Source organism: Pseudomonas mohnii, from assembly GCF_900105115.1.
Taxonomy (GTDB): domain Bacteria; phylum Pseudomonadota; class Gammaproteobacteria; order Pseudomonadales; family Pseudomonadaceae; genus Aquipseudomonas; species Aquipseudomonas mohnii.
The window spans coordinates 5592641-5607185 of sequence record NZ_FNRV01000001.1 but is presented as its reverse complement, the minus strand read 5'-3'; the positions used below and the strand labels follow the sequence as shown (position 1 = coordinate 5607185).

The 14545-nt window shown below is 61.2% G+C and carries 10 protein-coding genes; 2 read left to right on the top strand and 8 right to left on the bottom strand.

Annotated features, from left to right (window positions below; genetic code table 11):
• Position 1: 1 nt before the first annotated feature.
• Positions 2-1702: a glutamine--tRNA ligase/YqeY domain fusion protein gene (locus BLV61_RS26205; RefSeq protein WP_090468401.1), complete on the bottom strand. Its 1701-nt coding sequence runs from the start codon at positions 1700-1702 to the stop codon at positions 2-4.
• A 251-nt stretch (positions 1703-1953) separates the two neighbouring features.
• Between BLV61_RS26205 and BLV61_RS26200 the strand changes: the two genes are divergently transcribed.
• Together BLV61_RS26200 and lpxH are read left to right on the top strand one after the other, a co-directional pair.
• Complete coding sequence (locus BLV61_RS26200) at positions 1954-2457, top strand: peptidylprolyl isomerase (RefSeq protein WP_090323535.1); 504 nt, start codon at positions 1954-1956, stop codon at positions 2455-2457.
• Complete coding sequence (gene lpxH / locus BLV61_RS26195; protein WP_047527620.1) at positions 2454-3206, top strand: UDP-2,3-diacylglucosamine diphosphatase; 753 nt, start codon at positions 2454-2456, stop codon at positions 3204-3206. Before BLV61_RS26200 ends, lpxH begins: the two co-directional genes overlap by 4 nt.
• Positions 3207-3267: 61 nt before the next feature.
• Here the strand turns inward: lpxH and BLV61_RS26190 are convergent, their stop codons facing one another.
• The 7 genes from BLV61_RS26190 to BLV61_RS26160 all read right to left on the bottom strand — a co-directional run bounded on the left by BLV61_RS26190 (position 3268) and on the right by BLV61_RS26160 (position 14398).
• Positions 3268-4800 (bottom strand): DHA2 family efflux MFS transporter permease subunit, encoded by a 1533-nt coding sequence (locus BLV61_RS26190; RefSeq protein WP_090468398.1) that lies wholly within the window; start codon positions 4798-4800, stop codon positions 3268-3270.
• Positions 4801-4926: 126 nt separating this feature from the next.
• Positions 4927-6129, bottom strand: coding sequence for an HlyD/EmrA/EmrK family protein (locus BLV61_RS26185; protein ID WP_047527616.1), 1203 nt, complete (start codon positions 6127-6129; stop codon positions 4927-4929).
• 15 nt (positions 6130-6144) lie between these two features.
• Positions 6145-7614 carry an efflux transporter outer membrane subunit gene (locus BLV61_RS26180; RefSeq protein ID WP_090468396.1) on the bottom strand — a complete coding sequence of 490 codons (1470 nt, stop codon included), beginning with the start codon at positions 7612-7614 and terminating at the stop codon, positions 6145-6147.
• Positions 7611-8084 carry a MarR family winged helix-turn-helix transcriptional regulator gene (locus BLV61_RS26175; protein ID WP_090468394.1) on the bottom strand — a complete coding sequence of 158 codons (474 nt, stop codon included), beginning with the start codon at positions 8082-8084 and terminating at the stop codon, positions 7611-7613. Before BLV61_RS26175 ends, BLV61_RS26180 begins: the two co-directional genes overlap by 4 nt.
• A gap of 192 nt (positions 8085-8276) precedes the next feature.
• Positions 8277-11945 (bottom strand): translocation/assembly module TamB domain-containing protein, encoded by a 3669-nt coding sequence (locus tag BLV61_RS26170; RefSeq protein ID WP_090468392.1) that lies wholly within the window; start codon positions 11943-11945, stop codon positions 8277-8279.
• The gene (locus BLV61_RS26165) at positions 11942-13669 is read right to left on the bottom strand and encodes an autotransporter assembly complex protein TamA (protein ID WP_090468390.1); all 1728 of its coding nucleotides are present in this window, start codon (positions 13667-13669) and stop codon (positions 11942-11944) included. The genes BLV61_RS26170 and BLV61_RS26165 overlap by 4 nt, the downstream gene beginning before the upstream one ends.
• A 78-nt stretch (positions 13670-13747) precedes the next feature.
• Entirely contained in the window at positions 13748-14398 is a 651-nt protein-coding gene (locus BLV61_RS26160; RefSeq protein WP_047538431.1) for a GNAT family N-acetyltransferase, read from the bottom strand.
• Positions 14399-14545 lie beyond the last annotated feature (147 nt).

The following is a 14545-nucleotide window of genomic DNA, read 5'->3' as shown; positions in this document are numbered from 1 at the left end:
ATCACTGGCCCCACGAATCACGCAGGGTCACGGTACGGTTGAATACCGGCTGACCTGGTTTCGAATCCTTGATATCGGCGACGAAGTAACCTTCGCGCTCGAACTGGAAACGGTCTTCCGGCTGTGCATTGCCCAGCGAAGGCTCAGCACGACAACCGGTCAGCACTTGCAGTGAGTCAGGGTTGATGTTGTCCAGGAAACTCGCGCTGTCTTCGGCCTTCTCCGGGTTCGGAGAGCGGAACAGACGATCGTACAGACGTACTTCACACTCGACGCTGGCAGCGGCCGGCACCCAGTGGACCACGCCCTTGACCTTGCGGCCTTCGGGGTTCTTGCCCAGGGTGTCCGGGTCGTACGAGCAACGCAGCTCGACGATGTTGCCGTCGGCGTCCTTGATCGCTTCGTCGGCACGGATCACGTAGCTGCCGCGCAGGCGCACTTCGCCGTTTGGCTCCAGGCGCTTGTAGCCTTTTGGCGGTTCTTCCATGAAATCATCACGATCGATGTAGATCTCACGGGCGAACGGCAGCTTGCGCACGCCGAGTTCTTCTTTCTGCGGATGACGCGGCAGTTCGAGGTTGTCGACCTTGTCTTCCGGGTAGTTGGTGATCACGACCTTCAACGGACGCAGCACGCACATGGCACGCGGGGCGTTCGCGTCGAGGTCCTGACGGATGCTGAACTCGAGCATGCCGTAATCGACCACACCGTCGGAGCGGTTGGTGCCGATCATCTCGCAGAAGTTGCGGATCGATGCCGGGGTGTAGCCGCGACGGCGGAAGCCCGACAGCGTGGACATGCGCGGGTCGTCCCAGCCATTGACGTGCTTTTCATCGACCAACTGCTTGAGCTTGCGCTTGCTGGTGATGGTGTAGTTCAGGTTCAGGCGGCTGAACTCGTACTGGCGCGGGTTGGCCGGCACGGGCAGGTTCTCGAGGAACCACTCGTACAGCGGACGGTGGCTTTCGAACTCCAGGGTGCAGATCGAGTGGGTGATGCCTTCGATGGCGTCCGACTGACCGTGGGTGAAGTCGTAGTTGGGGTAGATGCACCACTTGTCACCGGTCTGGTGGTGGTGGGCATGACGGATGCGATACATGATCGGGTCGCGCAGGTTCATGTTCGGCGAGGCCATGTCGATCTTCGCTCGCAGCACACGTGCACCGTCCGGGAATTCGCCGGCGCGCATGCGGGCGAACCAGTCCAGGTTCTCTTCGACGCTACGGTCGCGGAACGGGCTGTTGCGGCCTGGCTCGGTCAGGCTGCCACGGTATTCCTTGGCTTGCTCAGGGGTCAGGTCGTCGACATAGGCCTTGCCGGCCTTGATCAGCTCGACGGCCCAGTCGTGCAACTGATCGAAATACTGCGAGGCATAGCGCACTTCACCGGACCATTCGAAGCCCAGCCATTTGACGTCGCTTTCGATTGCGTCGATGTATTCCTGGTCTTCCTTGGCCGGGTTGGTGTCGTCGAAACGCAGGTGCGTGACGCCGCCGAACTCCTGGGCCAGGCCGAAGTTCACGCAGATCGACTTGGCGTGACCGATGTGCAGGTAGCCGTTGGGCTCAGGCGGGAAACGCGTGACGATCTGCGTGTGCTTGCCCGAGTCCAGGTCTGCCTGGATGATCGGCCGCAGGAAATTGACCGGCACAGCAGGGCCGGTCTTGGCATTCGAGGTAGGGTCGACAGTGGGCTTGCTCATAGGATCCTTGAACGTACAAGTGCGTGGCCGTAATAAAGGCCGGACAAAACAAAGCCGCTATCATAGCCGATGCCGTCAAGCAGCTGACAGAGCAGGCCTGCAAACGGTCGCATTTAATGGGGCGTAAATGAAAAACAGCCTCGAAATTCGCGTCTGGCACGCTAAACTGGGCACCTTGGCCGAAAACGGCTGAACCGGTGAAGGGACCGCAATGTCCCGAAACCCACGAATTCCCTGAATGAGTAGTAATCATGACCCAAGTCAAACTGACCACCAACCATGGCGACATCGTCCTGGAACTGAACGCCGAGAAAGCCCCGATCACCGTGGCCAACTTCGTCGAATACGTCAAAGCCGGTCACTACGAAAACACTGTTTTCCACCGCGTCATCGGTAATTTCATGATCCAGGGCGGCGGTTTCGAGCCTGGCATGAAAGAAAAGAAAGACAAGCGCCCAAGCATCCAGAACGAAGCCGACAACGGTCTGCCGAACGAGAAGTACAGCGTGGCCATGGCGCGCACCATGGAGCCGCATTCGGCTTCCGCCCAGTTCTTCATCAACGTGGCTGACAACAGCTTCCTGAACCACAGCGCCAAGACCACTCAGGGCTGGGGCTACGCCGTGTTCGGCAAAGTCGTTGCAGGCACCGACGTTGTCGACAAGATCAAGGGTGTTTCCACCACCATGAAGGCCGGCCACCAGGACGTACCAGCAGACGACGTGATCATCGAGAAAGCCGAGATCATTGAGTGATATTGCTGATTTCAGACTTGCATCTGGAAGAGGAGCGCCCGGACATCACCCGGGCGTTTCTGGATTTGCTCGCCGGACGCGCCCGCTCGGCGAGTGCGCTGTACATTCTGGGCGACTTTTTCGAGGCATGGATTGGCGACGATGCCATGACGCCGTTCCAGCGCTCCATCTGCCAGGCCCTGCGCGACCTCAGCGACAGCGGCACGGCCATTTTTCTGATGCACGGCAATCGCGACTTCATGCTCGGCCAGGCCTTTTGCAAACAGGCCGGCTGCACCTTGCTGAAGGATCCGAGTGTCGTGCAACTGGCAGGCGAGCCGGTGCTATTGATGCACGGCGACAGCCTCTGCACCCGCGACGAAGCCTATATGAAGCTGCGTCGCTACCTACGCAACCCCGTCACGTTGTTCATCCTGCGGCATCTGCCGCTGCGCACGCGGCATAAACTGGCGCGCAAGCTGCGCAGTGAAAGCCGTGCGCAAACGCGGATGAAGGCCAACGACATCGTTGATGTCACCCCCGAAGAAATTCCGCGAATCATGCAGGAATACGGGGTGAAAACCCTGATTCACGGCCACACCCATCGCCCCGCCGTGCACAAGCTGCAACTGGGCGATCAAGCCGCCCGGCGCATTGTCTTGGGGGATTGGGATCGTCAAGGGTGGGCGTTGCAAGTGGATGATCACGGGTTTGCGTTGGCGCCGTTCGATTTCGCCCCACCGCCGCAATTGGCTGCCCCCGCCAACTAATTTGCACAACAAATAACCTGTAGGAGCGAGCCTGCTCGCTCCTACAGGGATTGTGCTTGTATCAATGTCCGGCGGAAGCCGCCGGCCCGGCCTTGGCGGTAAAGGGGGGCTTGGCCAGCCACACGATCAGGATCAACCCCATGAACATCCAGCCCAGCAGCGTGAAATAGTCCACCGTGGACATGATGTACGCCTGGCTGATCACCATCTGATCCAGCTGCGTATAAGCCTTGGCCCCTGCCCCGCCCAATTGATGCAACGCCTCGCGGGTGGCCGGGTCGAACGGAGTGATGCTTTCCGTCAGGTAGGCATGGTGCTGGTCGGCGCGGCGGATCCAGATCCAGGTGGTCAACGACGCCGCGAAACTACCGCCCAGCGTACGCAGGAACGTCGCCAGGCCCGAGCCGTCGGCAATCTGGCTGGGCGGCAGGTCCGACAGCAGGATGGTCAGGGTCGGCATGAAGAACAGTGCCACGCCAATACCCATGAACAGCTGCACCAGGGCGATGTGCTGGAAATCCACCTCATTGGTGAAGCCGGCGCGCATGAAACAACTCAGACCGATGGCCAGGAATGCCCCGCCCGCCAGCACCCGCATGTCGAATCGCGGCGCGTATTTACCGACGAAAGGCGACAGCAGCACCGGCAGAATGCCCAACGGCGCCACGGCAAAACCGGCCCAGGTCGCGGTGTAGCCCAAGCGGGTCTGCAACCATTGCGGCAGGATCAGGTTGATCCCGAAAAATCCGGCATAGCCCAGAACCAACACGATGGTGCCAAAGCGGAAGTTGCGGTGAGCGAACAGCCGCAAGTTCACCACCGGGTGCTCATCAGTCATTTCCCAGATCACGAAAAACGCCAGGGCGACCACGGAAATCACCGAGCCGATAATGATGAAACTGGACTCGAACCAATCGGCGTCGTTGCCCTTGTCGAGGACGATCTGCAATGCGCCGACGCCGACGATCAACGCGATCAGTCCCACGTAGTCCATGGGTTGGCGGCTGGTGACCACAGGACGCTTCTTCATCTGCTGGGTGACCACCCAAGCGGCGAACAAACCGATCGGCACGTTGATGAAGAAAATCCACGGCCAGCTATAACTGTCGGTGATCCAGCCGCCGAGGATCGGCCCCGCAATCGGTGCCACCACCGTGACCATCGCCAACAGCGCCAGCGCCATCCCCCGTTTCGCCGGAGGGTAAACCGCAATCAGCAGTGTCTGGGTCATCGGATACAACGGCCCCGCCACCACGCCTTGCAGCACGCGAAAGCCCACCAGCTCCGGCATGGAGGTGGAAACCCCGCACAGGAACGAAGCGAGCACGAACAGCAACGTCGCCCAGACAAACAGCTTCACCTCACCGAAACGCCGACTGAGCCAGCCGGTCAGCGGCAAGGCAATGGCATTGCTGACAGCAAACGATGTGATGACCCAGGTGCCTTGCTCCGAACTCACCCCAAGGTTGCCGGAAATCGTCGGCAGCGCCACGTTGGCGATCGTGGTGTCGAGCACCTGCATAAAGGTCGCCAGCGACAGGCCGATGGTGCTGAGCAGCAGGCTGGGCGGGGAAAAAGACGCGTTATTGCTCATCGCGAATCCTTTGGAGCTGAATTTTTTGCAGCGGGATTGGCGCTGCGCCTGTTACAGACGCAGCTGACCCTGTGGGAGCGAGCTTGCTCGCTCCCACAGAGGGGCGGCGTGCTGCACATAGGCGAATCAGCGTTGCGCGGTTTTGCTGACTGCCGCGCTGTTGTCGTGGATCAGTTGAGTAATCATCGCGTCGGCCTCGGCCAACTGACGGTCATAGATGTTGGTGCTGAACGAGGCCTTTTGCGGTGGCTGTTGCGCCAGCACCGGGCCACTCTGATCATGCAGGTTCACATCGACCACGGTCGACAGGCCGACCCGCAGCGGGTGCCTGGCCAGCTCATCGGCGTTGACGTGAATCCGCACCGGCACGCGCTGCACGATCTTGATCCAGTTACCGGTGGCGTTCTGCGCGGGCAACAGGGCGAACGCGCTGCCAGTACCGGCGCCAAGACTGTCGATGGTGCCGCTGTATTTCACAGCACTGCCGTAAAGGTCGGTTTCGATTTCCACTGGCTGACCGATGCGCATGTCACGCAACTGGGTTTCCTTGAAGTTGGCGTCGATCCACAACTGATCCAGCGGGATCACCGCCATCAGCGCCGTGCCCGGCTGCACACGCTGGCCAAGCTGCACGGTGCGCTTGGCCACGTAACCGGTGACCGGCGCGATCAAGGTGCTGCGCGAATTGTTCAGGTACGCCTGGCGCAATTGCGCGGCGGCGGCCATCACGTCCGGATGCGACGACACCACGGTGTCATCCACCAGGGCACTGGTGGTTTTGAGTCGCTGCCTGGCGTCGGCCAGAGCGTTTTGCGCCGAGGTCAGGTCATCACGGGCGTGGGACAGTTCCTCCTGGGAAATCGCCCCGCCCGCAGCGAGGTTCTTGCGGCGATTGAAGTTGTCCTGCGCTTTCTGCACTTCTGCCTGCTGGGCATTGACCTGGGCTTTCTGGCCGTCGACGTTGCTATACAGGCCGCGCACCTGACGCACGGTACGGGCCAGATTGGCCTGGGCACTTTGCAAACCGATTTCGGCATCGTTCGGGTCGAAGTTCACCAACACCTGGCCTTCGTGGACCAGATCGCCATCATCGGCACCGATGCTGACCACGGTGCCGGTCACCAGCGGAGTGATTTCCACCACGTTGCCATTCACGTAGGCGTCGTCGGTGCTTTCGCTCCAGCGACCGTAAAACTCGTGGTAGGCCCAGACGCCCGCGCCGCTCAGCGCCACCGCCACCGCGAGGATCAGCAGCATGAACTTGCGCTTGCCCGAGTTGGGATTGCCTGGAGTGTTTTCAGCAGTTTGAGTTGTATCGGCAGTGGCCATGGCAAATACCTTGAATTAGTGGCTCAGCGTGGCTGGCGATGTGTTGGCTGAAGCGATGGTGTCGGGCGTAAACCCGCCGCCCAGCGCCTGCATCAGTTGGATCGACAAGTCGATCTGCTCGGCATTCAGGTTGGCCAGCTGCCGCTGGGCCTGGAGCAGTTGCTGCTCGATGCTGAGCACGTCCAGGTAGTTACCGATGCCGGAACCATACCGCTGGACCACGGTGTTGTAAGAGTCCTGGGCGATGTCAGTGGCGTGTTGTTGGGCGGCGATTTGCCGGCCGATGTCACGCAACTGGTTGATGCTGTCGCTGACATCCCCCAACGCCTTCACCAGGCTTTTGTTGTACTGCGCCACGGCGAGGTCGTAATCGGCGTCGCGGGAGTCGAGGTCGGCGCGCAGGCGGCCGCCATCGAAGATCGGCAGTGAAATCGTTGGCCCGACGTTGAAGAAACGACTGGCCGAACCGAACATCGCGTCACCCAACAACGATTGGGCACCGGCCGCCGCACTCAGGTTCAAGTTGGGATAAAACTGGGTTTTGCCTGCGTCGATGTTTTTACTGGCTGCCTCAACCCGCCAGCGCGCCGCTACCAGGTCCGGGCGACGACCGAGCAACTCTGCCGGCAGCACCGATGGCAACGCCACGGCGCTGGCCTGAAGGACTTTCGGCCGGGCGATCTCGTTACCGCGATCCGGGCCCTTGCCCAGCAGCACGGCCAGGGCGATTTTGGCGCTTTGCAGGCGTTTCTCGGCGTCAATCAGGTTCGCTTCAGAGGTGGCCTCCAGGCTTTCGGTCTGCTGGAACTGGTACTGACTGTCGATCCCGGCGCTCAGGCGGCGCTGGCTCAAATCGAGCATCTGCCGGGTGCGCTTGAGGTCTTCGGCGGACAGGTCATAGACGATGTGCGCCTGCCCCAGATCGCTGTACGCGCGGGCCACGTCGGCGGACAAGGTCAACTGCGCGGCCTGCTGATCGATTTCAGCGGCACGGGCCTGGCCCAATGCGGCTTCCCAGGCGTCTCGCTGGCCACCCCAGAGGTCGAAGTTGTAATTGAAACTGGCGCCGATGTTACGCAGGGTGGAGTAGTTGTCACCCTGCCCGCTCGGGTCTTGATCACGGGCCAGACGCGAACGGGTCACGCCGGCGCTGGCATCGAGGGTAGGCATCCGCGCGGCATCGGCGGCGTATGCGGCGGCGCTGGCCTGATGGGCACGGGCGTCGGCGATCTGCATGTCAGGGCTGTCGTGCAGGGCTTCGCGAATCAGGCCGTCGAGCTGAGGGTCGCCGAGGCTTGTCCACCAGTCGCTCTTCGGCCAGGCCGCCGGCGAAAGCTTCACGCCGCTGAGGGATTGCCCGGCCTTGAGGTTTTTCGCCTCGAGGCTGACACCTTCGGTATTCAGGCCGCTGTAATTGGCACAACCGGCGAGGGTCATGGCCAACAGCACCAGGCTCAAACCGGTACGCAGGGTTTTGCTGCTCATTTGTCACCTACCCGCAGCAAGGTGATCGCGTCACCGGCTGCCACCAGGATTTTCTTCAGGATCTGTTCCAGCGTCTTCAACTCTTCAGGGGTGATGCCGCCCGCCAGTTCGTTCATGGCTTCGGCACCGATGTGCGGCAACAGAGCGGCCAGTTTCTCGCCCTCTTCGGTCAGCACCAGCTGGACCTGCCGGCGATCGGCTTCGCAGCGTTGGCGGGCAAGGAAACCTTTCTGTTCCAGACGATCGAGCATTCGGGTCATCGAACCGCTGTCCAGCGACAGGTGCCGGCACAGCTCGGCCGGGGTATCGACGCCGAACTGGGCCATGATGATCAGCACCTTGAACTGCGCCGCGGTGATGCCGTGAGGCTCCATGTGGGTGTCGATGATCCGGTCCTTGAGCAGCGCGGCGCGGCCGAGCAGCAGACCAAGGTGGCAATTGTGGAAATCGTCTGGGGTGAAATGTTTCATCTGGACACCAGTTAGCTGCCTAGGCAGTGAATGTATGTCGAGATGTTACTGCTTAGGCAGCGAATGTCAACGCAATAGTTAGCATGCTTTGTAATTAGTTGACTAACGGCATCGGATATTAACGGCGAACGCGGTGACGCCTTCGCTGGCAAGCCAGCGAAGGTTGAGAGCAGGTTTTGGAGAAAACGGGACCTAGAAATCCCGCTTGTAGAAGATGTCCAGCGAACTGGCCACGCCGCCAGCGGCTTCGAGGTAGACCTTTTTGCTCAGTTTGTAACGCAAGGCAATGGTGTTCGCCGGTTCGAACACGCCCACGCCATAGCGCAGGCTGAGCTTCTCGGAGAGGTTGCCGCTCGCCACCACGCTGGTGGTGTTGCCGCTGCCCTGGGTGTCGAGCTGGAAGTCCTGAATACCCAGGTTCTTGGCCAGCCCGCTAGTGACCCCGGAACTGCCCATCAGCCCCAACCCGAGGGCCGCCTGGGCGAGCATGTTGTTATCCTCGCCGTTGCTGCTCAGCGGACGGCCCAACACCAGGTAGGACAGCGCCTGCTCCTGACTCATGGCCGGCTCGGAAAAAATCTGCGTGGTCGGCTGCTCGGCGCTGCCGCTCAAGCGAATGCCGGCGATCACGTCGTCGGTCTTGCGAATGGCTTCGATGTCGAGGTAAGGCTGATCGATCGGCCCGGCAAACAGTAAACGCGCACGACGCACGGTCAACCGCTGACCGTAGGCGCGATAGCGGCCGTCGTTGAGCCAGAGTTCACCCCGGGTGTCCATGTTGTCGCCGATGTGCACATGACCTTGCAGATTGGCCGTGAGGCCAAACCCGGCGAAGCTCAGTTTGTCCTCGCCGACCACCACATCGATGTCCATCAGCGTGGCCATCGGCGGCTTGCCCTGTTCGGTCTGCTGGCCGACGATCACCGTGTCACCGGAGACTTTGACCGTCGATGGCGGCAGCTCGCGAATGGTGATTTCGCCCTTGGGCACCTGCACTTTCCCGGAAACCGCGAGCTTGTCGTCCTTGATCGAGATCTTCAGGTCCGGCGCCACTTCCAGCTTGGCGTAGGGCTCAACGGTGACCGGCAACTGTGAGCCCTTGAGCGCCAGGTCCACCACCAGAGCCTGACCCCAGGCAACGCTGCCGCTCAAACTGCCCTGCCCGGTCTTGCCGCTTTTCCAGCCACCGTTCAATTGCACGGTTTCGCCGGCGATGACGGCCTGAAGTTGCAACGCCTCAATCTCCAGTGGCAGTTCCGGCCCGGAAACCTGGCCATCGCTGAGCAACAGATTGCCATTGACCTGGGGCGCCAGCAGCCCACCGGAAATCGTGCCGCTGCCGTTCAAACGGCCAGTCAGCTTTTCGACCATGGGCACAAACGGTCGCGCCACCGACAGGTCCAGGCCACTCAAGCGGAATGAACCGCTCAGGGGTTTGTTCTTGGGCAGCGGGTTGATCTGCGCCTGCACCATCAGTTCGCCGAGCTTGCCGCCGACGAAGTTGAGGTCGGTGTCGATACGTTTGGGCGTGAATTTGCTGGTGAGCTTCAGGGCCTGGTACGGAAAGTCCAGCCACTGGTCTTTCTCGCGCATGCGCAAGACGCCACCGCTGGCGTCGAGGCTGACCTGGCCGTTCGGGCCGCTGGCGGGAAGATCCAGTTGCACGTCGGCGTTGAGTCGGCCCTGCCAGGCAAAGTCTTTCGGCAACCACTGCGCGAGGCTTTCGATAGGGAACTGCTTGAGGTGATAGCGCAGTTTCGGATCAGGCATCAGACGCTGGTCTTCGCCGCACAAACTGGCCGGGCCGGACTGCCAGCAATGGGCGCCGAAGTTGATCTTGCCGTCCGCCAGCCGCTCCAGTTTTGCCGGGCCTTGCAGCCTCCAGTCCTGGCCACCGGCCTGGATATCGCCACTGGCCAGGCGTCCGCGCCAGTTGCCGTTGTCCAGGCTGCCATCAAGACCGAGGGCCAGCTTCAGCTTCGGCCCTTGCAGGTCGAGGGTCAGTTTCTGGCTTTTGATATCGCCCTGCCCACTGGCGGTCAGGGTGCCGAGAGAGGTGTCGCCGGCCTGGATCCCGCTGCCCTTGAGGTCGATTTTCGCCCGTTGCGCGCTGTCGAGGGTGGCGTCCAGGTTCAGGCTTTGCAGCCGATTGTCGGCGAACGCCAGCTGGTTGCCTTGCAGACCTAGCTTGCCTTGGGGGGCCTTGAGCGTGCCGGCGACATCAATCCGGCCATTGAGCTGACCGCGCAATTGCGGCCAGAGCTGGGCCAGACGCGGCAGCTTGATATCGATCTGCCCGGCGAGCTTCTGTTGCAGGCTGCCCTTGCCGTTGATGCTGTTGTCGCCCAGGCGTATCTGCAGCGCATCGAGGTTCCACTGCTCGCCGCCGCCATTGGCCTTGGCCTGGATCACCGCAGGCTGGCCACGCAGTTTGCCTTTCAGATCAAGGTCGGCGCTCAGGCTGAGTTTTTCATCCTTGATTTCCCCTTGGCTGCGCAACGGGCCGGCCAGGGTGCCGGGCAATTCCGCCACCCAGTACGCCGGGTTGATCGCCGACAAATCCAGCGCGGTATCCCAGGCGATGCCATTGGCGAACTGCAGGTTCAGATGCCCTTCAGCCTTGCCCTGGCCGGCCGCGAGCTGAATCTGTTGCAGGTAGATTTTCGTCAGGTCACCCGCGAACGGACTGGTCAGGCTGAACGCCCCGGCCGGACCGTCCAGCGCGGCGTTGAAGTGGCCGAGGTACTGACCGTCCGTGTAGGAAACTTCGCCATTGAAGCTGCGCAGAGCCACTTGCGGCTCATCGATCAGCGGATAGAGGCGGTGCCACGGAAAGTCCAGCCAATCGATTTTCGCCTCGGCACTCAGGCCTTTGCCCCAGTCGACTTGCCCCGTAAGTTTTAGGTGTTGCTTGTCGCTGGCCGTCAGGTCCAGCGCGGCGATCTGCGCGCCATTGGCGTCGACCTTGCCTTGCAGCACCAGCGCAACAGGCCCTTGTTCGGCCGGTAACGTGGCCTTGCCGAGCAGCGCGTAGCCGTTTTTCAGGTCGCCGTCACCCGTGAGTTCAAGTTGATTGAGTTGCAAGGTGTCCGGCAGATCGGCGCCGGGCTTGAAACCGTCAGCGATGATGCGCACCTTGGCCGGCAGGTTCTCCACCAGCGGTTGCAGTTGGCCGGTCAGTTGGCCGTTGAGGTATCCGCTGCTGTCGGCTTTCAGGTTGAGGGTCTTGAGCAAATCACCGTCGATTTTCAGGGCCAGCGTCCAGGGCGCGGGGGTCGACAGGGTCAATTGCCCCTCAGCGCTGAGCGGCCAGTTGCCGCCCGGTTGCAGCTGCCCGGTCAAATTCAGGTTCAGATCGTCCCGCTGCAGTTTTACCGAGTCGATCTGCATCCCCTTCTCGGTCCAGTGCGCCGTCAGTTGCAGGCCCTTGAGCTGCTCGCTGCCGTTGAACCGCAAGCTGCCGACCTGCACGTCACCCAGCTCCAGCGCCACCGGTAATTTCAAATCCGGCAGGCTGATCGGCCCGCTGCTTTGTTCTTCACCGCCCGGCGGGAATTGCAGGCTGACCTGATCAGCCTTCAATTGTTCGATGCACAAGGTCATGCGCGTCAGGCACAGCGGCGACCAGGCAAAAATCACCTTGCTCAGTTCGACCTGGCTGGCGTCTTGCTGCCACACAACGCGATCGGCGCTCCATTGCCCGCCCAGCCGCCCCTGGAAGTTGTCCAGGGTCAAACTCGGCACAAAGCCAAGCGCCCACCGGCTGCCCGCCGCCGTGCCCAGCACCGTGGCCAGGGTCAGGGCGACCAGCATCAGCAGCGTCAGGATCGCCAGCAGCGATAGGTTCAAACCACGCTTCACAACTCGGGCCCCATGGAAAAGTGCAGTCGAATGCCGCCATCGTCGTCCAGCGCGTGGGCCAGGTCGAGGCGGATCGGCCCCACTGGTGATACCCAGCGCACACCGATACCGACACCGGTCTTCAGATTCGGCAGTTCAAGTGTATTGAAGGAATTGCCCTGGTCGATGAACGTGGCGACACGCCATTTTTCGGCAATGGAATATTGATACTCCGCGCTGGCGGCGACCATGTAGCGGCCCCCGATGCGGTCACCCTCATTGTTTTCCGGGGACAGGCTCTGATAGTCGTAGCCGCGCACACTCTGATCGCCACCGGCGAAGAAGCGCAGCGATGGCGGAACCGACTTATAGCCGTTGGTGGCACTGCCGCCGACTTGCACCCGACCGAGGAAGCGGTGTTTGTCGAACACCGTGGTCAAGCCCTTCACCAGCGCCGTGCCGTACACCAGGTTGTTATCCGACCCCAGACCTTCCTTGGCCACCTTGCTTTCGAATTGCAGGCGATAGCCATTGTGCGGGTCGATGCGGTTATCGCTTTTGAGGTACGAATAGCTCACGCCGGGCATCAGCAGGTTACTGAGTCCCGAGTCGTCGCCGAGCCGGTACTCCTCGCGTTGCCACTTGAGTGACACCACCCGTTGCCATCCACTGGGCAACTTGCTGTGCCATTCGGGACCGATGGTCAGGAGTTTGCTGAGGCTGTCCCTGTCCGCGATTTCTTCATTCTGATAACCACCGGCGAAACGCAGTTTGTCCGTCAGTGGCGGGTCCAGAGGAATGTCATAGAACACCCCGACGTTTTGCCGTGGCGCCGAGACCTCGGTTTCCCAGCCATAGCTGTGCCCCTGCGGGTTGACCCAATGCCGCGTCCAGTTGGCTTTGATCCGCGGGCCGACATCGGTGGAGTACCCCAGGCCAAGGCCCATGGTCCGCGGCTTGCGGGTTTCGAGCCTGACGTCCACCGGGATCACGTTGTCCCTGGACGCGGTCGGCGCCGCGTCCACTCGCACGCCCTCGAAATAACCGCTCGATTGCAGGGCTTGGTTGAGTTCGGCAATCAGCTCGGAGTCATACGGCGCGCCTGCCTTGAACGGCACCATGCGTTGCAGCAGGTCTTCGTCGAAGGGCGTATCGCCTTCGAAACTGACCTTGCCCAGGGCGTAACGCGGACCACTGTCATAGACCAGCTCGATATCGGCCACGCCGGCTCGCGGGTCCACCGACAATGTCGAACGGGTAAAACGCCCGCTGAAAAAGCCATAGCGCGAGGCCTGGTTCTGGATCAGCCGCTTGGCATCTTCATAATGGCCATGGTTGAGCACCGCACCGGTTTTCAGCGAATGGTCATTGGGCACACGAAAGGATTTGAGCGAGGCGGCCGGGCCGTCGATGCGGATGGTGACGTTGCGCAGATGCACCGGTTCGCCGGGGTCGATGTTCAGTATCAGGCGTGGTGTCTTGCCGCCCTTCACGTCGCTGTCGATCTGCGGCTGGTAATAACCCAAGGCCTGGGCGGCCTTGCGCGCCTGTTCCTCGGCACCCCGACTGAAGCGCTGCAAGGCTTCCTCGTCACGATCGCCGAGACTGCCGACATAGCCCTCTATATTGGCTTTCAGTTCATCGTTGGACGGTTTGATCCGCACATCCAATTCACTTTGGGCCAGTGCCGCGCAGCTGGAAATCAGCATCAGCACGCCACTGGTAATTCTTCCTGGAAACTTCATAGGCGCGGATGCTATCACGAGCATGCTTGATGAACATGGGAGCGTGATAGAGCCCGGTGCGCCCCAAAAGTTCGACGGTCAGGCCGTTGCGGTTTGTACGACTTGAGGATTGGCGTGAAAAAACACGTGTTCGCGGATCGGTCCTACAGCGACCTCACCAATTTCCTCATAACCCTGACGCTTATAGAACTCCAGATAACGCGGATTGCCGGTGTCGAGCACCACGCCCTGAGAATGTTCATCCACCGCGCACCAGTTGTGCACCGCTTGCAGCAGTTGTTCGCCGAAGTGCTTGCCCTGGAATTGCGGATGAATCCCCAGCAATGGCAGCAAATGCACCGAGTCGGACGGCACACAAGCCATCACCGCATCGTGATATTCAAGGTAGCGACGGGTGCAGCGAAACCCGGTGCTCAGCACCATCCGCAGGCGCCAGGCCCAACTTTCAGTGATGCCCAGGCGCCGTTGCGGCGGCGCGATCAGGGCGATGCCGATCAAGCGATCGTTGACCAGCAGGCCGATGGCCGGCAAATCCTGGAGAAAGTGTTGCTTGACCAGCTCACGTACCGTGGCGCGCACCCGCTGTTCATAACCGGGACGCTCGGCTTCGAACAGGTAGCCGAACGTCGGCTCGTGCCGGTAAGCCTGGTACAACAGGGAACGTGCTTCGCGGGAATAGCCCCTGTCGAGCATGTGAATATCGGCGATGGCGGTGGACGTTTCGGGCATGACGGTCATTCTCCCCGGCACAGCTCGAATGGCTGTGCTCTTGTTGGTAGGAGCCTTTGGGTGGCAACACAGTTCCCCCTCACAGGTATAGACCAGACTCGCCGATCAGTCAGTCAATATAAAAGCCGGCTGCACCCACTCCATCCC